We start from the raw sequence: 21,245 nt of genomic DNA, 5'->3' as shown, positions 1-21,245 counted from the left end.
GTAAGATTAATAAATATATAACTTTGAAAAAATTATTTGAAATAATTAACTTATTAAAGTTTGTCTTTTTTGTTTGATATTAAACGACAAGTATTTTAAAATTTTTTATTATAGACAAATAAATTAATTATAATAAAATATAGCTGCACAATTGCCCTAGTAAAACTAGCAATAGCTCATAATAACTTTTTAATTAAGATGTTTATCTTTATAAAAACTTTAATAAAACCCTCTCGAAATTGGAAGACAAATCTAATTATATCTCATAAAATATGATCACTCAATTACTAAACAATGCCTATTTATTACTATCTTAGTAAAATTGGTCAAAAGACTCTTGATAATATAAAGAATTCAAAAACCTGATTTGACATAACAGTTAATTTTGTTTTGAAGTGCATACTACTACCAAATTCGTTGAAAGTTTAAAAAACATGGATAGCGAACAGCATCGGCGCTATCAGACCTCTATGGTATCAACTTATTACCCTGAAGCTAGTTTCCTTGACTATCTTGTCATGCCAGATGAAACTGAGCAATCACAAGGCTCGGATATCCTTACGCGTTTACACAGTGGGGAAGTTTTCATCGTCAATAGTCGTAGACGAAATGGATTAATCCTCTTTAAACGCTATCATGCAGAGTTTGCTGGGCCTGGGGCTGCTGTAGGTGGGGATTACGATTGTGATTGCCAAAGGGCACTGCCCATAGGGAATCTGTCTTTATTAACTCCCGAATCTAATGAAGAACGCCAGAAGGCTTACTTGATTAGACGACAGTGGATTCGATTGATCAAACAAATTACAGAAAACCCAGTGCCTGGGCAGCGAGTTCAGAAAATTCTCGATCAATTTGAACAGTACTTTCCACCAGATATAGTGACTCTTCTGCCGGATGCTGCTTTTGCTCTTTTAGTAGGTGTGCTGCCACAAACAGTGGGAATAGTACGCCGTTTGGGCAGTGAGGTGAACAGCCGATTTAATTATTGAGTGAATTGCTAAAATTCTAAATTTGCTAAAACAGCTTGTACTCGATTAATGGTGCGGGCGTTTTCCTCAATTGTTCCTACAGTAATTCGCAGTCCTCCGCTAATGTGTCGCACAACGGTGCCAAGTGTTCTAAGTTTTTGGTGGAAAGTTTTTAACGCAGCATCTGGTGACTTAAAGCTATTTGGTTTAAGACGTAGGTAAATAAAGTTAGCAGTGCTTGCAGTAATTTGTAGTTCTGGTTGCTGGGATAAAATTTCGATGAGTTTGGCTCGTTCACTCAGGGTTTGGGGAATTGACTCTAATAAGAGTGTGCGGTTTTGTAAAGCAACTAATGCTGCTGCTATGGAAAAGCTAGGGAGATTGTAAGGTAAGCGAACTTTTTCTAAGATGGCGATCGCTTCAGGATGAGCAACGCAATAGCCAACACGGAGAGCTGCCAACCGGAAGGCTTTAGAAAAAGTACGTAATATCACCCAATTAGGGCGCTGTGCTAATTCACTTACTAGAGTAGTTTGACTGAATTCAAAGTAAGCTTCATCAATTACTACCAAAATATGCTCACTCAAACTTCTTAACCATGCCAACTCTGCCGTAGTTAAGCTATTGGCTGTCGGTGAATTGGGATGCACTACAAAAACTACGCGAATGGGGGGATTTTGAGTTTGTTCAATCGCAGCCTGTGCGGCTTTTAAGTCAATTTCAAAATTTGTTTCATTTCTACCCACCCCCACTACACGAATACCCAAAGTTTGCGCCAAAATCCCGTACATAGAGAAAGTGGGATTGGCAACTAGAATTGAACCTTCTCCTCCTAGACAGGTGGCGATTAATAAAGAACGGATTAACTCATCTGAACCATTTCCAACAGAAATATTGGCAGTAGTATTGGATAGCGACAGACCGGCTGATTCATTGACGTATTGGGCGATCGCATCTTTAAGTGTCTCATGTCCGCCATCAGGATAACGATTTGTTTCAATTACTTGCTGATATGTCCAGGCTAGCTTCTCTTTCAACTCAGGTGGTAAATCATAAGGGCTTTCATTTGTATCTAGCCGATCAAATTGCACAGGGACAGATTCGGCTGTATCGCTGCTGGGGTGAGGTTTGTAGGCGGTAAATTTGGCTAAATCTGACCGGATAAAGGGAAGCATATTAATTTTAGATTTTAGATTTTGGATTTTAAATCAATACTGTTGACAAAAGACTTACTTTCCCTTATCCATGCTTGATAGTGGGTAAATATAGCCTCTTTGGATCTACGAGTTAAGTAGTACTTACTGAAAAATATTAGATTAAGTCCGAGTTTAATATTTTACAGCTTCAAGGTAATTGGCAAAAGAGGCGAATTGCCTGCCAAATTTCTTCCATAACATTACCCAAGGCGTGGTCACTATTGAATTCGACTAACTTTACCCAAGAACGGCAACGCGCAAAGTCACGACTAGCTTCGATCGGGATGACTTCATCATTTTTCCCATGCAAAATCAGGGTGGGGATAGAACGTTGCAAAAACTCCTCTTGGTATTGGCCAGCATCTGTAACGAAATCGTAACTTAAGGGAAGTTTTCGCTCCTCCCCATAGTGGTAGACCATAATATATTTTTCTTGCCGCCACTGTTGTACTTCTTCATAACCTAGTTTGGGCAACCAATGGGATAAAAACTCAAAAGCTGGTGCTAGTAGCACAAGACGTTGCACTTGTAAATATTGCTGTCCTAAGTGGGCACAGGTCAAGCCGCCTAAACTGGAGCCAATGAGCGTTACTGGCGTAGAATTATTACTAAATTCTGCTAAAACTTGAGTAATCTGACGAGTGATTGTCAACTGCGAAAAATCGTCAGCATTTAGATCGGGAATTTTTAGCTTTGTGTGAATTTGGGCAAAGCGATCGCCTATATCCTGCGCTTTGGCAGAATTAGGGCTGGAAGCAAAACCGTGAAGATATATATATTGCAAAGCCGTAGATAGTAGGGAGTAAGAAGTTAAGAATTTTAAGTTTTAAATTATGAGTTTCTTTCTTCAACTCCTAACTCTTAACTCCTAACTCTTAACTCCTAAATCTGATTACCGCATTGTGACAAATTCTTCCGCTACTGAGGGATGGATACCAACGGTGGCGTCAAAGTCTTTTTTAGTTGCGCCCATCTTCAGTGCGATCGCTACACCTTGAATTATCTCACCGGCATGTTCACCCACCATGTGAGCGCCTAGCACTTTGTCAGTGTTGCTATCAACCACCAATTTCATCATTGTTTTTTCTTGCTTACCAGTCAAACTATAGTACATGGGGCGAAAGCGAGTGTGAAAAATTTTGACGGCATCACCGAGTTTTTCCCGTGCTTCGGCTTCTGTCCAGCCGACTGTAGCGGCTTCTGGGGTAGAAAATATGGCTGTAGGAACTGTTTCGTGACTGAATTCGCGGCGGTTATTGCCGAATTCACTATCAGCAAAGGCGCGACCTTCGCCAATGGCGACGGGAGTTAAATTGATTCGGTCTGTGACATCGCCAACGGCAAAGATATTGGGTTGATTAGTTTGACTATATTCATTGACTGCGATCGCATTTGTGGTATTGTACCCGGGCCCTTCCATAGAAGTAGCAGCAACATCAATCCCAGCGTTTTCTAAACCTAGTCCATCTATATTGGGAGTTCGACCAGTTGCCACTAAAAACACGTCGGCAATTACTGGTTCTTGGTCTTTCCCTGATAAAATCAGTTTAAAACCTTCCGGCACGCGTTCAACTGTTTTTACCACATTATTCTTAATTAGCCGAATTCCGTGGTTCGTCATCCCCTCTTCAATTTCTGTACGGATATCCTCATCAAACCCCTTCAAAATCTTTTCACCTCTGGTAATTTGTGTAACCTCAGAACCCAAACCACGCATGATACACGCAAATTCTGTGCCAATATAACCAGCGCCAAGAATGACAATGTGTTTTGGTTGTTCTTTTAGATGAAAAATTTCGTTAGAGGTAATCCCATATTCCATCCCTGGTAAATCTGGCTTAATGGGACGCCCACCAACAGCAATTAAAATTTTATCTGCTGTAACTTTGCGTCCATCCACTTCTACTGTATGGGGGTCTACCAATGTAGCGCGACCAGAAATTAGTTCTACTCCCGCTTTTTCTAAAAAGCTGATATGTAGTTGCGACAGTCGTCGAACTTCCTTATCTATAGATGTAATGAAATATTTCCAGTCTAACTCGGCATTACCTACTTTCCAGCCATAGCCTGAAGCTTCACTGAATAGTGCAGGAAAGTGAGAGGCATAGACCATGAGTTTTTTGGGAATGCAACCACGAATCACACAAGTGCCACCAACTAAATCATATTCAGCGATCGCCACTTTTGCCCCATAGCTAGCCGCCCGTTTGGAAGCCGCCAAGCCTCCAGAGCCCGCACCAATTACAAACAGGTCGTAATCAAAAGTCATAAATTTATGTTCTCTTTAGCAATAAATCAGTTCCTGGTAACTTACACAGAAAACGTCATTGAACTATATAAGGATATCCGGTGAACCCTGTGTAAGTCCTGTCCTTGATTTAATCTAGCGTTAGCAGATGTTCTCTGGTCGTAGGGAATATCACTTTTTGCTTTGGTTGCTGTAGAGGCAGTAACTAAAATTCTTCGTTATGGTTCTGCCTCTGGTTTTGGGCATAAGTTTGTGCTATTGCATTGGAGTAGCTAAGTTCCACAGTACTTATGCAAAATTAAAATTATGACAAAACCAACCGCGTTCGGCATTTGCAGAGCATCTTGTACCCCCATTAACAGTTTTTATGTGCTTGGAAGCTGAGTTGGGGTTACGGGTGTTGGAGGAGTTGGGGTTACAGGTGTTGGCTCAGTTGGGGTTACAGGTGTTGGCTCAGTTGGGGTTACAGGTGTTGGCTCAGTTGGGGTTACGGGTGTTGGAGGAGTTGGGGTTACAGGTGTTGGCTCAGTTGGGGTTACGGGTGTTGGCTCAGTTGGGGTTACGGGTGTTGGCTCAGTTGGGGTTACGGGTGTTGGCTCAGTTGGGGTTACAGGTGTTGGCTCAGTTGGGGTTACGGGTGTTGGCTCAGTTGGGGTTACGGGTGTTGGAGGAGTTGGGGTTACGGGTGTTGGAGGAGTTGGGGTTACGGGTGTTGGAGGAGTTGGGGTTACGGGTGTTGGCTCAGTTGGGGTTACGGGTGTTGGAGTAGTTGGGGTTACGGGCGTTGGAGTAGTTGGGGTTACGGGCGTTGGAGTAGTTGGGGTTACGGGCGTTGGAGTAGTTGGGGTTACGGGTGTTGAAGTAGTTGGAATTACGGGCGTTGAAGTAGTTGGGGTTACGGATGTTGAAGTAGTTGGAATTACGGGTGTTGAAGTAGTTGGGGTTACGGATGTTGAAGTAGTTGGAATTACGGGCGTTGGAGTAGTTGAAGTGTTGGGTGATTTCTCAGTTGAGGTTACAGATGTTGTCTCAGTTGAAGTGTTGGGTGATTTCTCAGTTGAGGTTACGGATGTTATCTCAGTTGAAGTGTTGGGTGATTTCTCAATTGGGTTATTAGGACGAGTTAGCCGCATTTCAATTACTCCCTCGCCTTTTACCGATGGCTGTGCTTTCAAAGCCGCAGTAGTTTCAGCTTGAACACTGGTGATTGCTGGATCGTGATGTGTGGGGACAGGACTTTGCCTGTTCAAATCAAGTTCCCGAACCAGTTGGCTCGTTTCATAAAAATTTCTTAAATCAAAATCGTATAAGTTCTGAAATTCCCCTTTAATTAAAATTATCATCTGCCCTGCTTTTAGCACTTTTGTTTCAGAAGCATCCTTGTTAGAAACTTCAATGCCACTATCTGTGAGCGCACCCACAATTGTGGTGTCTGTTTGTTGGTCGTAGCGTACAAATAATGCTGAACCACGAATTGCTGCTGCTGCACTTGGCGTTTGTATACGTGTTTGCCCCCTTCCTGCGGGGATGAGCAGCAATACAGTCCCATTTGACAGTTTAAAGTCACGAGTCTTCGGCAAAAATTGAAATAATGCCTGTTCTCCAACTCGTGCCAAAGAGCCATCATTGAAACGCAAATCTGCTAACGAAGCTCGACCAGTTGACAGCCCGTCCCCAGGAGTCATTGCATCTAACTTACGTGCAGGACGTTTCTTGAGTTTATCTTTGGGTATTAGTTGTACGATGTTTTGGAGGTCTTGAATCTCTGCTCGTGTCAAAGGGGTTATGGCATTTACTTTATTTGGCAAAGGTAGTACTATAGCTCCCCATAAACCAATCACTAACAATGGAAACGATTTATAAAACATAATTTGATAACTTATGATTTTCAATTATTACCAAAAAATTAATATTTTAAGCAGCTACTAATTTTTATAGCTAATTTATTTAATAAATTTATCTATAATTTAGTCTAAATTTAATAGACAAAATTGACAACAAATAGATTATATGTTTAGTTAGTTTAATTTTTTATGAAAATGGCATTACATAAAATAAAGCCTGCGGGAAATTTCAAGGTTAATACTTGATATCAATAATAATTAAATCAGGAGTACCTTATAAATAATCCATTTTAATCAGATCAGCTACAGGGACAAAAAATAGTTAGGTATCTGTTGTAAAATAACTCACCGTCTGGATTTAACTACATTTGAGCATAAACTGTAACTGTATCCGATCATCTCAGTTTTGCAAAATAATCTCGGAAAAAATCCGAAAAGTAACAATTCCAGTTTGTAGTTTCAGTATATACCTTCAAAGCTAAGATAGATGTACTCAATTAATATATTCTGAGTTGGAACTTATGATACAGCTTGTGGGTCTTATACATACATTTGCTTAAGGCGATCAACGCAATCTAACAGATGCGACTCAAAAACTGGAAGAATTTGTTTTTTTGTATTTTATTAGTTTCCAGTGGTGGAAGCTGGTGTTGCATTAGAGTAGATGCGGCAGAATCTGCAAATACAGATATTTTGCATTCTAAAAATTTAGCAAGCACACAGGTAAATTATCAGCTATGTGAGAATTTGGAACAAGAGGTAATTAACTTTTTGTGCAAGCAGTCCAGTGAATTGCATCCTTCAAACTCGCAGATGCCGTTGAAAAAGAGGCAAGGGAGCAGGGAGCAGAAAGCAGGGGAGATAGTAAATATTGGGATTCGACCCCACCTGTTGCGCCAGCTTCCCCTAGGGTACGATAACCAATTTATAGAAGTGGGGGATTCAGACTCATTTTCCCTTGTCCCCTGCCCCCTTTTGTCTGCTTCTTCGTTAAAGCTGGCGCAGCAAACACCCGAAACTACTCAAGCTCCAGACACAACCAAAGAACCTGAAGATACTCAAAAGCAAAATGACCCGCCACAGTTAGAATCGCAACCAAGTAATTTGCCTACATCTCCTCCTGACTCAAAAGAAGAACTGTTGAATGCACCTAAGATAAATCAGTCCCAAAGGCTAGAGAGGCTAATGCAGCTGCTACAATTGCCAAAACAGCCACCTGAATCTGATATTGATCGCCAATTGGGATTGCGAGTGCGGTTACGACCCCTAGAACAGCCTACTTTGCCACCAATAGAACAACCCGTAATTAAGTTTAAACCTATAGGCTATCTACAAGGGCATATAGCCTACTTCCAAACGAGTAATATTTTTTCCTCAAAAGATATTCCTATAGAAGATGGTTTAATTTTTTCTGGGCTGACGTTAACCTCTGCATATTTCCCTTTGGGAACTAAGACTTTTTTAAACGGCTCAATTGATGGCAATCTCATTCGTTATATCAATCAATCACAATACGATTACAACCAGGTAAGATTTAATCTCAGTATTTACCAGCAGCTATCGCAGCGAATGTATGGAGAAGTTAGTTGGAGCAATCAACAGTTATTTTATGCCAACAACAGCGATCGCCTGGATAGCTTCAAAGCAGGCGATCGCTTTTTAAATGAGAATTCCTTCCAAGTGTCTTTAGGACGGCGAGATCCCCTAACTTCAAAATTAGTACTAAATAGCTTTTACGAATTGAGTGTAAATTTTGCTGATCCCCAAAGTCGTGATCGGATAATCAATTCTTTTTGGGTGTCTCTAAACTACTACTTGCAACAGCCTCTCCAGGTTGGTATTGACTATCAGGTGAACTTTTCGGACTTTATACAGCGCGATCGAGAAGACCAATTTCATCGGCTATTCGGGCATTTAAATTACCGAATATCTGATACCAGTAATATGAGTGTACAGGCTGGAGTGAGTTTAGGTAGTTCAACCGCCGAAAACATTGATTTTGATGGCTGGTTTTTCACTATTAATTACAGTTTGCAATTAGGTCAGTTTTGATAAAAGTTAGGAGTTTGGAGTTTGGATTTTGGATTTTGGATTTTTAATTATTAACTTCTCACTCCTAACTCCTCACTACATATAACTAATCCAATCACTCCAACTGCCAGCATAAAGTTTACCCTTGCTAATACCAGCTAATTCTAAAGAAAGTAAATTTACGCAAGCAGTAACGCCAGAACCGCAATAAACCAAGATTTCCTCGGCTGTTTCTAGCTGTTCCCAACGACGACGTTGTTCTGGTTGAGACAGTAGGTAGCCGGAAGAGTCTGTAACTTCTTGCCAAGGATAGTTGACTGCACCAGGAATATGTCCAGCAATTTTATCAATTGGCTCTCGTTCACCTCGGTAGCGATCGCTTTCTCTTGAATCTACCAATACTACCTCATGGCTATCTTTTCGGCTTTTTACCTCTGTAATATCTACCACCTTTTCTGTTTGTACTTGAGCTACAAACGTACCCATCCGGGGCTGAGGAATGATATCTGTAACAGGATACCCAGCTTTTTGCCATCCAGCAAAGCCTCCATCCATTACTGCTACTTGTTCATGCCCTAAATAGCGCAAAACCCACCATAGACGAGCTGCAAAGGCAAAGCGCGAATCATCATAAGCTACAACTAAACTTTTTTGGAAATTTACCCCAATCGCTGCAAATTTGTTAGCTATATCATTAGGGTTAGGTAAAGGATGTCTCCCACCATGTTTACTCACTGGACTGGAAAGATCCTGATTCAAATCTAGGTAATATGATCCTTTTATATGACTTGTTTGGTACTGTTGTCGCCCTAGTTGTGGATCGGCTAGAGAAAAGCGACAATCCACAATAACGACTTGCGGATCTTCTAGATGTTCAAACAGCCAAGCTGGCGAAATAACAAATTGAGGATTGAGCATTGGGAGTGGGGCACTTGTACTAAGCGAACGCGAGTGCGTCTCGTAAAGAAGCCGAAGTATTGGGCATGGGGCAAAACAGTGCTGAGTTTGGAGTAGAGACGCGATTAATCGCGTCTGTACAAGAGTTAAGAATTATTCTCCCCACTCCCCACTCAGGACTCTTGAATAGCATTGGTTATTATTTAGTTTTTTGATAAAATGTCAGACTTAGAAAATTTTACACCTAAGTTAACAGCAGATGGTTCTTTCACCTTTGTCTCTCAAGAGTTTGGTGAATCCTTTCACAGCCATTATGGTGCAAAGCAGGAGAGTTTTTTCAAGTTTGTGGAACCTACTCAACTGACTACAGCTGCCCAAAAACCAGTTTTGCGACTATTGGATATTTGTTATGGTCTAGGATATAACACAGTTGCTGCTTTGCAGACAATTTGGGCAGTGAATCCTAACTGTTGTGTTGAAGTAATCGGTTTAGAACTGAATCCAGCAGTGCCACAAGCTGCGATCGCTCATCACTTGTTCGACAATTGGAACTGTAACTATATTGAAATTTTATCCCAGCTAGCTTTTGAGCATCAAGTGCAAACACCTTGTTTAAAAGCAAAGCTATTAATTGGCGATGCTAGAACTACGATAACCCTACTACGTCACTCGGGTTTCTGGGCAGATGCAATTTTCCTTGATCCCTTTTCACCACCTCAATGTCCTCAATTATGGACTGTTGAATTTATTAAACAACTGTCATTGTGTTTACATCAAGATGGTTTATTAGCTACCTATTCTTGTGCTGCTGCTGTACGCACAGCACTTTTGTCTGCTGGTTTGGCAATCGGTTCTACCCTACCTGTGGGAAGGCGATCGCCTGGTACTTTGGCAGCCCATTCTAAGAGTGCTGAGTCTAAAGACTACTCAGCACTCCCTATGCTCTCACAAGCTGAAAAAGAACACTTGCTAACCCGTGCTGCTATTCCGTATCGCGATCCTGGATTAAGCGATTCAACCGAAGTCATAGTGATGCGGCGACAACAAGAGCAACAAGCCTCTTCACTCGAACCTACCTCCCATTGGCGAAAAAGGTGGCTATTAGAAACACAAGGCAGAGATTTTATAGGAACTAGTGGTCTGTCTGATTAATTTTGATGAGTTTGTAGTTATGTTTTCAGTAGTATTCAATACTACATACCATTTTAAAGTAATATAAATATTGTTATAACTGAGTAAGTAAAAAGTGATATACATAATGATTAGTATAGAGACTTAACATTCAAAACCGATTATCTCGATATAAAACAAGCAATTAAAGGCTTTTAGCTTCGCTAGATGAAAAATGTCCGTAGAAAACCTGATTTAAGATTTGTACCAATTAATCATACTGGAATTAGAAGCAAAACAAAAAATTTGACAACAAGATACCCCTTGTTTGTAACATAAAAGATAGATGCTGCGAAAAACTTAGATACGTAGCTTGATATAATGCATAATCTTTATTAAAACTCTGGCTCAGATATAGTTGAATATTAAATTTGTTTTTGAAATCTGACACTGTTAACTTGTGCAAAAAACTGGAGTGCCTTTGTGATTCAATGGAAATCCAACCATACAGGCTTTACAGAACAAATTGTTAGTGACCCAAACCCTATTAGCATAGTGAAGAGTATCGGTTCAAATCTTGCCGTAGGATTGCAAAATAATGTTGAGGGCTATTCTTTAGGCTTATCTCAAGAAGACCTGATACCTAAAGATAACCAAGCAGTGTCTTCTTGGATAAAACCTGATGTTAATTGTGCTGATGATTCATTGGTCTCTAGAACACTACAAACCAAAGGTTCTAAAGTGAATGAGTTTGATTTAGATCCGGCGAAGGTTTTAGTAGTTGACGATCATGCCGCCAGTCGCCTGACTGCTGTTGCCCTCTTGGGGATGGAAGGATACGAAGTGATTGAGGCGGATAGTGGTTCCATTGTTGTAGGGTTGGTAACTCAAAAACAACCAGATTTGATTTTGCTGGATGTAATGATGCCAGGAATGGATGGATTTGAAGTGTGCCAATTACTCAAGCAGGATGAACAGACTAGGTTAATTCCAGTGATTTTTATTACGGCCTTAAATGACAGGCGATCGCGTATTCGGGGAATTGAAGTTGGAGCAGATGATTTTCTCACCAAACCCTTTGATCGTGTGGAACTGGCGGCGCGTGTAAAGTCCTTAGTGCGGCAGAAGCGTCTGAACGAAGATTTAGACCATGCCGAACAAGTACTATTTTCTATTGCTATATCGATTGAAAGTCGCGATCCCAATACAGGCGACCATTGTGAACGCCTGGTAAAACTGGGACAAGTTTTTGGTGAATACCTCAACCTCTCACGTTACCAAATTCGAGATTTGATGTGGGGTGGTTATCTCCACGATATCGGCAAGGTGGGTATTCCCGATGCTGTGCTGCTGAAAAAAGGCAAACTTACCCCCAAAGATTGGCAGATCATGCGGCAGCATGTTTTGATTGGAGAAAAAATCTGCCAGCCACTACGCAGTATGCGGGGTGTAATTCCCATTATTCGTCATCACCATGAACGCTGGGATGGCTCAGGCTACCCTGATGGACTCAAAGAGGATGATATTCCCTACCTGGCGCAAGTATTTCAGTTAATTGATATTTACGATGCCCTAACCAGCGAACGACCTTACAAAAAAGCTTTTACTTCAACAGAAGCACTTTCAGTGATGCAACAAGAAACTGATTCCGGTTGGCGTAATCCCAAATTAATGTGGCAATTTGCCAAGTTTATTCTCTCCTATTATGAAAACGAGTAGGGAGTAAAAAATTTTGTAGCTGCCGTGATGAGCAAAAATTGGTATAATCCTGACTCATTGTATATTTCAGTCTTCTATGATTAACTGGTATAATTTGAGCCAATATTTTCAAGTACCAATAGCATTAAACCAATTCGCACTCTTGCTACACCCCGCTTAGCTCTAAGCGCAGCTATGCCGCAGGCTTTACGCAATTACGTTTTGTGACAGAGATTTAGATTTAGGCTTCCATTCGCGCTGCTTGATAGAAGCTCTTTACTTAAATCCCCAAACTAGGTTAATCATAGTTTCACTGATAGCTGATAGCTAATTATGGTAGTTGTAGCAATTCTAGCGGCGGGACGCGGCACACGGATGAAATCATGCTTACCCAAGGTTTTACATTCTTTGGGTGGGCGATCGCTAGTTGAAAGAGTTCTCGAAAGTGTAGAACCAGTTTCGCCCTCACGGCGAATCGTAATTGTAGGGTATCAATCCGAGGAAGTGCAAGCCGCCATGCATTCAATTCCCAGTTTAGAGTTTGTTGAACAAACTGTGCAACTAGGGACAGGTCATGCCATCCAGCAATTACTTCCTCACTTGGAAGACTATACTGGGGATTTGCTGGTACTTAACGGCGATTTACCCTTGATACGTAGCGAAACCCTCAAGCAGATGTTACAAACTCATGCCCAAAATAAAAACGCTGCCACTATTCTGACCTCGAACCTATCCGATCCTACGGGCTACGGGCGAGTTTTTTGTAACGATGAAAATATTGTGCAGCAAATGGTCGAACACAAGGATTGTAGTGCTGTTCAAAGACAAAATCACCGAATTAACGCTGGAGTTTACTGCTTTCGCTGGCCAGATTTGGCAAAGGTGCTTCCCGACCTACAAGCAAACAATGCTCAAAAAGAATACTATCTCACTGATGCCGTGACTCAAGTAGGAAAAGTTATGGCAGTGGATGTGGAAGATTACCAAGAAATTCTCGGCATTAACGATCGCTTACAACTGGCAACAGCCTACGAGATTTTGCAAAAACGAGTCAAGGAAAAATGGATGTTAGCGGGTGTCACCCTCATCGACCCCACAAGCATCACCATTGATGAAACAGTCGAATTACAGTCGGATGTAATTATTGAACCCCAAACTCACCTGCGGGGAAATACAGTGATTCAAACAGGAAGTCACATTGGGCCGGGAAGTTTAATTGAAAATAGCTACTTGGCTGAAAATGTCACGGTGCAGTATTCGGTGGTGACAGATAGCACTGTGCAGGCAGGAAGCCGAATCGGGCCTTATGCTCATTTGCGCGCTCAGGTAGAAGTGGGTGCTGGTTGCCGTGTGGGTAATTTTGTGGAATTGAAAAATACTCAATTAGGCGATCGCACTAATGCTGCACATCTATCCTATATAGGTGATACCGTTGTTGGCAATCAGGTAAATATTGGTGCAGGTACAATTACTGCCAATTATGATGGCGTGAAGAAACATCGTACCAAAATCGGCGATCGCACAAAAACTGGAGCCAATAGCGTTTTAGTGGCTCCAATCACCTTGGGAGATGATGTCTATATTGCAGCTGGTTCTACAGTTACAGAAGATGTGCCTGATGATTCTCTGGTGATTGCCCGTAGTCGTCAGGTGGTGAAACCAGCTTGGCGCAGGAAAAGTGTTGAAAATGAAACCACAGATCAACACAAATAATTCATCTGTGTTAATCGCAGTTGAGCCGTGATTTTAGACAATAAACCAGGATTTTTGCAAGATGTTTAATCTAGCTAGATTAGTAGTGAAGCCGAAATTTCAACATATAACATGGAAGAACTGCTAGAACTTAGTACAGCATTTCATTAATTTGTAGCGAATTAAATTTGGCAATACCCTGCAATGCCAATGCATCGACTGACAATACCAATGCATCAACTGACAATGCCAATGCGTCCCTTTGGATTAAAAACGCTACGATTTTACGCAAAGCTGTACTTAGTACAGCATTTCATTAATTCGTAACGAATTAAATTTAGCAATGCCAACGCATCGGCTGACAATGCCAATGCATCGGCTGACAATGCTAATGTGTCTCCTTGCATTAAAAACGCTACGATTTTACGCAAAGCTGTACTTAGAAGTCACCTTTGAAAATGAGGGTGATACCAAAGTAACTCTGCAAAACTTCCTCTTAAAAAACCTGGATAACCTGCCAGCAACTTCAACTTCAGTAGCTATTGGCAATATAGAGTTTAATGGGCAAACAAGCATCACCGACAGCTTTGATGTGATTAATGCTAACTCTACTCAAACTAGCATTTTCAACAAAAACACTGTCACCTTCCTCAATGACTTAAACAATAACATCGCAGGTTTTGATAAATCCAATGATGTGATTAATGGTCAAGGAGGTAATGACATCATTAATGGCAACAGTGGCAATGACCTGTTGCGGGGCGGGTCAGGCGATGATATTCTCATCGGTGGAGAAGGTAATGATACTCTTGTGGGTGGATTCGGCAATGATATTCTTGCTGGTGGTGTAAGTGCTGACTCTTTCCTTTACAACACCGATGCTACTTTTGCCTTGACTGCTATTGGTCAAGATGCGATCGCTGACTTCAACAGTTCCCAAGGTGACAAGATTGTACTGGATAAGACTACCTTTAGTACAATTACCTCTACTGTGGGAACAGGTTTTAGTAACTTGAAGGAATTTCAAGTCACGAATTTAGCAGCGACTAGCACAGCGAAAATTGTCTACGATCCTGTGAGTGGGCAGTTATTTTACAACCAAAATGGCTGTGCGGCTGGTTTTGGCAGTGGTGGTCTATTTGCAACTCTAACTGGTGCGCCAACTCTCACGGCATCAGATTTTCTGTTGCAAGTGTAGTTTGCTCAAAACACGGAATGTCGAGTTTGGAATAGGAAACTCCGAGTTCATACCAATTCTGTATGAAGATACGCTTATGGGGCAAGAAATAAAAAACGAACCGTCAAGAGTGCCAAGTACGCCAAGAAATAAGAAATTAAGAGATTTAGCACAGCTTCACAAAGAAACGGTATCAGAACAGGAAACTTCTAGTTCAGAACAGGAAACTTCTAGTTCAAAACAAGAAACTCCGAGTTCAGAACAGGAAACTTCGAGTTGAGAACAGGAAACTCCGAGTTCAGAACAGGAAACTTCGAGTTGAGAACAGGAAACTCCGAGTTTGGAGCACAAAACTCCGAGTTGAGAACAGGAAACTCCAAGTTCAAAACATGAAACTCCAACTTCAAAACCTGAAACTTCAACTTCAGAAACTTGAAGCTTATTTCTTCACTAAAAACTCTGAGCTATTTAGATGTGGAAATCATAATTAATTACCCGGTCAACAATAGCCAATTAATTCACTATCATTCCACTCCAAAGTATCACCAATTTTTTCGCCGTCGTGGTAGGCGGCGAGTAAGATTTCGCTAGTTTTGCCCCAAGCGATCGCTCCACTACAATCTAAAGCGATCGCTCCCAAATCCCGTTTGTTCTGGTGCGCTTCTCCAAAGGATCGCAGCATGGCTTCCTTCAAAGACATTCCATCAGTGACACGTATTACAATCCGCGGAGCTAAACATTCATCAATGATATCTTCGCCAATGCCAGTACAGCTAACACCAGCATAATTAGTAGCATAATTACCTGCTGGCATCGCAGAATCACTTACTCTGCCAATCCGCTCAAAGCCTTTACCACCTGTAGAAGTGCCAGCAGCTAATTTACCCGATGCATCTAAAACTACCACACCGATGGTTCCGCGTCCGGTATTGCTGGTTTCTATCAGTTCGGGTTCTGCTACTACGCCAGCCATTGCACTTTTAAAATTATCCTGACGTTCTTGTATCCACTCTTGTAACCGCAAATCAGTTAAAGCGTTATAGCTGGGAAGTTGCATTTCCCGCGCCAACTCAGCCGAGCCGAAATCTGATAGCACTCGGTCTGGCGAGTTTTGTAAAAATTGTGCCAACTCAATGGGATTTTTCACCCGTGAAATATTAATTACACCACTAAACCGTCCTAATGCGCCATCCATCAGCGAAGCACTCATGCGGATTTGCCCATCAGATTGTAGTACTGAACCAGTACCAGCATTAAAGCGGGGGTTATCTTCGAGCATTTGGCAACCATGCACCACCGCCTGTGAGGCAGTTGCTCCGCATAATAGTAGAGAATAGACTTCTTCTATTACTGTATGGAGCGATTGGCGCACCGCCTCTAATCCTCCTTTACCGTGGAGAGAACTACCAGCCCCCCCATGAATAATTAATTTAGGTTGCACCTGTAACTCCATTAATCTCTTGCGCTATTTGCGTCTGTGTTGCGGTTAGTTTCATTTTGAGCTTCAGAACGGCGACGACGACAACGTTCTGAGCAGTATTTCACATCGTCCCAACAATCTTGCCACTTTTTACGCCATGTGAAAGGACGTTGACATACCGGACAGATTTTTGTAGGTAGGTCAGATTTAGAACGAACACGTCCCATATAAATGCTGTGTATATAAGAATTTAATTTCTGAGAGAGATGGAAAATAATTATAACCAGTTTGCTAGGAAGGAAGGAAACTTTCGGCGAACAAATGTAATGTCAATCTATCCTTAGACTTGTTTTTGAGCTACTTGTCTAGGAATATAGAACTATGAGCAGAAATACTGACAAAATCAGATGTAGTGTATATGTATTAAATAAGTCTTACAACTATAAACTAGAAAAGTGAGCAAGTTTTGGTGTGGAAAGTGAGTAATAGGAGCTAATAAGCTGTAAGGCGCTTTGGTAATAACCGCACTATTTACGCATACAATACTAGAGACAAAACACCTCAACAAAGGCAACTATGAGAATAAATGCTCAAAGCCTTACTTCTTTTATACCAACTGAAGGCTTGGTATTTATAGATAAACTAGTGCAAAATATGGCATTTTTTCGGATCAAGCGATCGCTATATTGGACTAAAGCTACTCGTTTTTTTCGTACTATAGTGGCATTTGTCGCTATTTTGCTGGTAGTCCTAACCTATGCAACCCCTAAAGCTTTGGCTTCAGACCACCAGGACACAATTTTTCTTGCCAGTAGGCTTACTGCTGCGGATCTCACAGATTTGTTTGTGTTTGAGAGTCCGACAAACCCCAAAAATGTTGTCTTAGTGATGGATTTCGACCCTCTGATCGTTTCTGGTGAAAACAGACCATTCGAGCCAAATGTTCTTTATCAGTTCAAGATTGATAACACTGGCGACAGTATTGAAGATGTCGTACTTCAATTCAATATAAATGGTAAAGGCTCACAGCAAACGGTCACAGTGCGCGGCCCAAGTAGTCCAATCAAAGTAGGAACAACGTCAGCTTTGCTTCCAGTAAGTTGGACGGGGCAACTCAACCAAACATTCTCCGCATCTAACGGCATAAAGTTCTTTGTTGGGACACGCAAAGACCCGTTCTTTTTCGATCTGGAACAGTTCTTCAAAATCATCCCGGATCGTGATTATAATATTCAGCCTAATCCCAATCCTCCCTTCACAGTTCTTACCTTCAGACCACCTGGACAAGCACAAGACACCCTAGCGCCATTCAATGTTCACTCAATTATTGTCGAGCTACCCAGGAAACTGCTTGGTAAAGGCAAGATTGGTGCTTGGATAACAACTAGTGTTAGAACTCCTAGACTCAGAAACGGGAATTTAGCTCAGATTGAGCGGTTAGCAGTTCCAGCCCTGAATGAACTTTTTATGGACTACAAGGATCATAATAATAGTAATCTTCAGACACCAACACAAGACGCTAGCAATCAATCCCAATTTATTCAAACCTTTGTCAAAGCGATCGGAAGACCGAAAGGCATAGCCGATGCAGTGATCTCAGTGGCGATTCCTGATGTGATCCAAGCTGACCTTTCTAAAGCTAGCGGTAGTTATTTTGGTACTCAGTTAGGCAACAACTTTGGTGGTAGAAGACCAAAAGATGACGTAATCGATGTAACAGCATCTGTTGTCTTTGGTAATGCAGTTACAGGGATTACTACAGGACAAATTCCGGCGCTGACTAGCGATAATGTTGGGCCTAATAATGCTAACTTTCTTTCTACCTTCCCTTATTTAGGTAATCCTTTGTAAGGTTTATGCATCTACGAATACTATGGGTGTTAGTGCTGACTAGCCTACTGGTTTTACTAAGACCCTGTGATACAGAAGCGTTAAGTTTAGGCTACACCAATAGTAATTTAGGCGCATATTCCTCTGCTGTGCAACTGCTGACTGTTAATTCTAGGCAGATATTATCAGTTCAGCAGTCCGATTTAGTCTTCCCCGATTATTTACAGCGATCGCATATTATCAGCATCTATGAGGAGAAAGTTGCTCAATCTCCCGATTCCTCAATATTTTTACGTCTGTTAGCCGATCAATATTTGAGGCGCTTTCGAGAAATTGGAGATATAGACGATGTGTTACGAGCAGAACAAGCGGCACGTAGATCCCTGGCACTACAGCCGCTCTATAATGATGTTTCTTCCATGCTCCTAGCATCAGCTTTATTATCTCAACACCAGTTTCGATCAGCTTTAGAAGTATTAAATAATTCATCTGTTGATAATCCCAGTATTATCTCGCTCTTGGCATCGATTCAGATGGAGTTGGGTGATTATGAAGCAACTCATCAACTATTGCAGAGCCTTGCAAAGGAGGAATCGAACTCTGGTCATAACGCAATTGTCGCCCGTTACTTAGAGTTAACTGGCAATTTAGCCTCAGCGCGACAACTGCTAGATGAGGCTATGCAGGAGATGGACTCTTTCTACACGACGAGCGCAGAAACTCGTGCTTGGTTTCATGTGCGGACTGGGGATCTGGCTTTTGCATCTGGGGATTTTGCCCTGTCTGAGCAGCGATATCGGGAGAGCTTTGACCTCTTCCCACGGTATATACCTGCGTTTACAGGACTAGCCCGCCTCTATGCGGCACAGCATCGCTGGCAGGATGCCCTGAATGCAGCCAATCAGGGTATAGAACTAATGCCGTTGGTAGAAACGCTGGGGTATAAAACTGATGCTCAAATAGCGCTGGGAGACCAAAAAGGCGCAACTGAAACTGAAGATTTGATCGGGGTAGTCGCTTACCTGAGCAAGGTTAAAGGAATCTATGATCGCGCTTTGGCGGTCTATTATACTGAACACGGAATCCACTTACCAGAGGCGCTACAGATTGCCCGTAGTGAAGTGGCAGTGCGAGATGATGTATATGCAGAGGATACGTTAGCTTGGGCAGCTGCGGCTAATGGGCAATGGGAAGAAGCGCAAAGGGCAGCACAACGGGCAACTCGCTTTGGAACAGAAGATGCTTTGCTGCAATTTCATGCTGGCATGATTGCGTTTCACTTAGGTAATCGTGAGGAAGCAATAAAGCGATTAACTCAAGCTGTTAGCCTCAATCCTCAATTTCATCACAAGTATGCTGATCAAGCTCGTCAAGTTTTGGCTAACTTAGTACCCTCTGTCTCTTTTCCCACTGCTAACGCTATAGGGAGTTCTTTATGAAAAAGCTGTTACATTACTTGGCTTGGACTACTGCTATCATCGCAATATGTTTATTTTGGATGCTCCCGGCGGATGCCCATCCTTTAGGCAATTTTACCATCAATCACTACGCAGGAGTGCAGGTAGCAACCGATGGTGTGGGGATTGATTATGTTCTAGACATGGCAGAGATTCCTGCTTTTCAGGAAATTAATCACTTAGATACCAATCGCAACCGCAAAGCTGAACCTGTAGAGACGGTTCAATACCCTGACCAAAAATGCCAGGAAGTCAATTCACATCTGGAACTGTTGATCGATAAACAGCCTTTAGCACTGTCTTTGATCAAATCAACAGTCGAATTTCCTCCAGGTGTAGGAGGATTATCTACGCTGCGGCTGAGTTGTAACTTTCAAGGGCCAACGAAGTTAGTAGGCGCGAATCAGTTAATATTTGAAGATCAGTTTTATCCACAGCGCTTGGGCTGGCGTGAAATTACTGTTGCGGCAAATGGCGTTCCCATTGAAGGTGATTTCACCTCTTTGAGTATCACCAACCGCTTGAGAGATTACCCCAGTGAGTTACTTAGCAGTCCTCTCGACCAGCGTCGGATTGACTTTAAACTCAATCCGTCTCTGACATTGAGTGAACAAGCGCCTCCACCGTTTGTTAAATCATCCAGCCGTTTAGATAATGCTTTGACGGGAAGAAGCAACGATGTCTTCACTAGCCTAATTACCCAGGAAAATCATAATTTCCTGACTATCCTAATAGCTCTAGCGATCGCCTTTTTATGGGGTGGTTTACACGCCCTGTCTCCTGGTCATGGGAAAACGATAGTGGGTGCTTATTTGGTTGGTTCCCGCAGTAATGCCCAACACGCCCTATTCCTGGGGTTGATTATGACGATTACCCATACTGCTGGAATATTTGCTCTGGGTCTAGTCACTCTTGGCACATCCCAGTTTATTTTAACAGAGCAATTGTATCCTTGGTTAAGCGTACTCTCTGGTGTGCTGGTAACTGTAATTGGTCTGAATTTGTTTATCAGTCGATTGCAAGGGACTCAGGTTTCTCATTCACATGACCATGTACATAGTCATCAACACAGCCACGACTTGCATCATCACCATCACCATCACCATGAGCATTCGCATCTACCGCCTCACGATGATGTAAGTTCCATGAAGTGGTCTAGCCTATTAGCGCTAGGAATTTCCGGCGGCTTGTTACCTTGTCCTTCAGCCTTAGTAGTGTTGCTGAGTGCGATCGCAATGGGACGAGTAGGCTTTGGATTAGCGCTGGTATCTGCTTTTAGCTTAGGTCTAGCAGCAGTACTAACTGGAATCGGCTTAATGCTAGTCTACGCCAAGGATCGGTTTGAGCATTTACCATTGCAGATACCCAGGATAAAAATGTTACCTGTGGCAAGCGCTTTATGTATCACCCTAATTGGCTTAGGCATTACTTCACAGGCTTTACTCGCTCATCCCTGGAACTAGATGAAAGTGCAATCATAACAAAGCACTCAGTTTTGTCAAATAACCCTGAACAACTAGATGTCAGAAAATCTTATTTCGAGGAAAATATGAAACGATTTATCTTCATCTCTTTAATAACTGCTTTGTGCATAATCGGCTACTTTGAAATTAGCTTATCACAGGCTGAAAAACTTTTTTGGCTTAATTTGAGTCTTTGAAAGCCTGCTCACGAAAT

17 protein-coding genes and 1 pseudogene are annotated in these 21,245 nt (G+C 41.9%); 10 read left to right on the top strand and 8 right to left on the bottom strand.

Annotated elements, in window-relative coordinates; genetic code table 11:
* Window positions 1-434: 434 nt before the first annotated feature.
* On the top strand, window positions 435-989 hold the full coding sequence (locus V7L20_RS29950) for a hypothetical protein (RefSeq protein ID WP_334747566.1): 555 nt from the start codon (window positions 435-437) through the stop codon (window positions 987-989).
* Window positions 990-997: 8 nt separating this feature from the next.
* On the opposite strand, the gene V7L20_RS29945 is transcribed toward V7L20_RS29950, so the two are convergent.
* The 4 genes from V7L20_RS29945 to V7L20_RS29930 all read right to left on the bottom strand — a co-directional run bounded on the left by V7L20_RS29945 (window position 998) and on the right by V7L20_RS29930 (window position 6,280).
* A complete protein-coding gene (locus V7L20_RS29945; RefSeq protein ID WP_334747565.1) occupies window positions 998-2,143 on the bottom strand; it encodes a histidinol-phosphate transaminase in 1,146 nt (381 codons plus the stop codon).
* Between the two features lie 169 nt (window positions 2,144-2,312).
* Window positions 2,313-2,948, bottom strand: a complete 636-nt coding sequence (locus tag V7L20_RS29940) for a YqiA/YcfP family alpha/beta fold hydrolase (RefSeq protein WP_334747564.1) — start codon at window positions 2,946-2,948, stop codon at window positions 2,313-2,315.
* 108 nt (window positions 2,949-3,056) lie between these two features.
* Complete coding sequence (gene gor, locus V7L20_RS29935) at window positions 3,057-4,433, bottom strand: glutathione-disulfide reductase (RefSeq protein WP_334747563.1); 1,377 nt, start codon at window positions 4,431-4,433, stop codon at window positions 3,057-3,059.
* A gap of 344 nt (window positions 4,434-4,777) precedes the next feature.
* Window positions 4,778-6,280 carry a FecR family protein gene (locus V7L20_RS29930; RefSeq protein ID WP_334747562.1) on the bottom strand — a complete coding sequence of 501 codons (1,503 nt, stop codon included), beginning with the start codon at window positions 6,278-6,280 and terminating at the stop codon, window positions 4,778-4,780.
* A gap of 558 nt (window positions 6,281-6,838) precedes the next feature.
* On the opposite strand from V7L20_RS29930, the gene V7L20_RS29925 reads away from it, so the two are divergent.
* Window positions 6,839-8,308: a hypothetical protein gene (locus V7L20_RS29925; RefSeq protein WP_334747561.1), complete on the top strand. Its 1,470-nt coding sequence runs from the start codon at window positions 6,839-6,841 to the stop codon at window positions 8,306-8,308.
* 75 nt (window positions 8,309-8,383) lie between these two features.
* Here the strand turns inward: V7L20_RS29925 and V7L20_RS29920 are convergent, their stop codons facing one another.
* On the bottom strand, window positions 8,384-9,205 hold the full coding sequence (locus tag V7L20_RS29920) for a sulfurtransferase (RefSeq protein ID WP_334747560.1): 822 nt from the start codon (window positions 9,203-9,205) through the stop codon (window positions 8,384-8,386).
* A 198-nt stretch (window positions 9,206-9,403) separates the two neighbouring features.
* Here V7L20_RS29920 and V7L20_RS29915 point away from each other — a divergent pair, with 198 nt between their 5' ends.
* The 3 genes from V7L20_RS29915 to glmU all read left to right on the top strand — a co-directional run bounded on the left by V7L20_RS29915 (window position 9,404) and on the right by glmU (window position 13,705).
* Window positions 9,404-10,336 carry a tRNA (5-methylaminomethyl-2-thiouridine)(34)-methyltransferase MnmD gene (locus V7L20_RS29915; protein ID WP_334747559.1) on the top strand — a complete coding sequence of 311 codons (933 nt, stop codon included), beginning with the start codon at window positions 9,404-9,406 and terminating at the stop codon, window positions 10,334-10,336.
* 441 nt (window positions 10,337-10,777) lie between these two features.
* Window positions 10,778-12,013, top strand: coding sequence for a two-component system response regulator (locus V7L20_RS29910; protein WP_334747558.1), 1,236 nt, complete (start codon window positions 10,778-10,780; stop codon window positions 12,011-12,013).
* 312 nt (window positions 12,014-12,325) lie between these two features.
* Entirely contained in the window at window positions 12,326-13,705 is a 1,380-nt protein-coding gene (gene glmU / locus V7L20_RS29905; protein ID WP_334747557.1) for a bifunctional UDP-N-acetylglucosamine diphosphorylase/glucosamine-1-phosphate N-acetyltransferase GlmU, read from the top strand.
* Window positions 13,706-13,835: 130 nt separating this feature from the next.
* Here the strand turns inward: glmU and V7L20_RS29900 are convergent, their stop codons facing one another.
* Window positions 13,836-13,976: a hypothetical protein gene (locus V7L20_RS29900; RefSeq protein WP_334747556.1), complete on the bottom strand. Its 141-nt coding sequence runs from the start codon at window positions 13,974-13,976 to the stop codon at window positions 13,836-13,838.
* Between the two features lie 147 nt (window positions 13,977-14,123).
* On the opposite strand from V7L20_RS29900, the pseudogene V7L20_RS29895 reads away from it, so the two are divergent.
* Together V7L20_RS29895 and V7L20_RS29890 are read left to right on the top strand one after the other, a co-directional pair.
* Window positions 14,124-14,882 (top strand): annotated as a pseudogene (locus V7L20_RS29895) (calcium-binding protein); the annotation flags it as partial.
* A gap of 76 nt (window positions 14,883-14,958) precedes the next feature.
* Window positions 14,959-15,141: a hypothetical protein gene (locus V7L20_RS29890; RefSeq protein WP_334747555.1), complete on the top strand. Its 183-nt coding sequence runs from the start codon at window positions 14,959-14,961 to the stop codon at window positions 15,139-15,141.
* A gap of 219 nt (window positions 15,142-15,360) precedes the next feature.
* Here V7L20_RS29890 and V7L20_RS29885 read toward each other — a convergent pair whose 3' ends face one another.
* Both V7L20_RS29885 and V7L20_RS29880 read right to left on the bottom strand, forming a co-directional pair.
* On the bottom strand, window positions 15,361-16,314 hold the full coding sequence (locus tag V7L20_RS29885; RefSeq protein WP_334747554.1) for an isoaspartyl peptidase/L-asparaginase: 954 nt from the start codon (window positions 16,312-16,314) through the stop codon (window positions 15,361-15,363).
* A complete protein-coding gene (locus tag V7L20_RS29880; RefSeq protein WP_094350216.1) occupies window positions 16,314-16,508 on the bottom strand; it encodes a DUF2256 domain-containing protein in 195 nt (64 codons plus the stop codon). Before V7L20_RS29880 ends, V7L20_RS29885 begins: the two co-directional genes overlap by 1 nt.
* A gap of 349 nt (window positions 16,509-16,857) precedes the next feature.
* On the opposite strand from V7L20_RS29880, the gene V7L20_RS29875 reads away from it, so the two are divergent.
* From V7L20_RS29875 to V7L20_RS29865, 3 genes are read left to right on the top strand one after another with little or no spacing between them, the layout of a single operon-like run.
* Complete coding sequence (locus tag V7L20_RS29875; RefSeq protein WP_334747553.1) at window positions 16,858-18,132, top strand: DUF4331 domain-containing protein; 1,275 nt, start codon at window positions 16,858-16,860, stop codon at window positions 18,130-18,132.
* Between the two features lie 5 nt (window positions 18,133-18,137).
* Window positions 18,138-19,550: a tetratricopeptide repeat protein gene (locus V7L20_RS29870; RefSeq protein ID WP_334747552.1), complete on the top strand. Its 1,413-nt coding sequence runs from the start codon at window positions 18,138-18,140 to the stop codon at window positions 19,548-19,550.
* Complete coding sequence (locus V7L20_RS29865; protein ID WP_334747551.1) at window positions 19,547-21,031, top strand: nickel/cobalt transporter; 1,485 nt, start codon at window positions 19,547-19,549, stop codon at window positions 21,029-21,031. The genes V7L20_RS29870 and V7L20_RS29865 overlap by 4 nt, the downstream gene beginning before the upstream one ends.
* The last annotated feature ends 214 nt before the right edge of the window (window positions 21,032-21,245 follow it).

The sequence above is a fragment of the Nostoc sp. genome (genome assembly GCF_036916735.1).
In the GTDB taxonomy this organism is placed as follows: domain Bacteria; phylum Cyanobacteriota; class Cyanobacteriia; order Cyanobacteriales; family Nostocaceae; genus Nostoc.
Note: the sequence above shows the minus strand (reverse complement) of the source record. Positions and strands in the feature narration are given on the sequence as shown.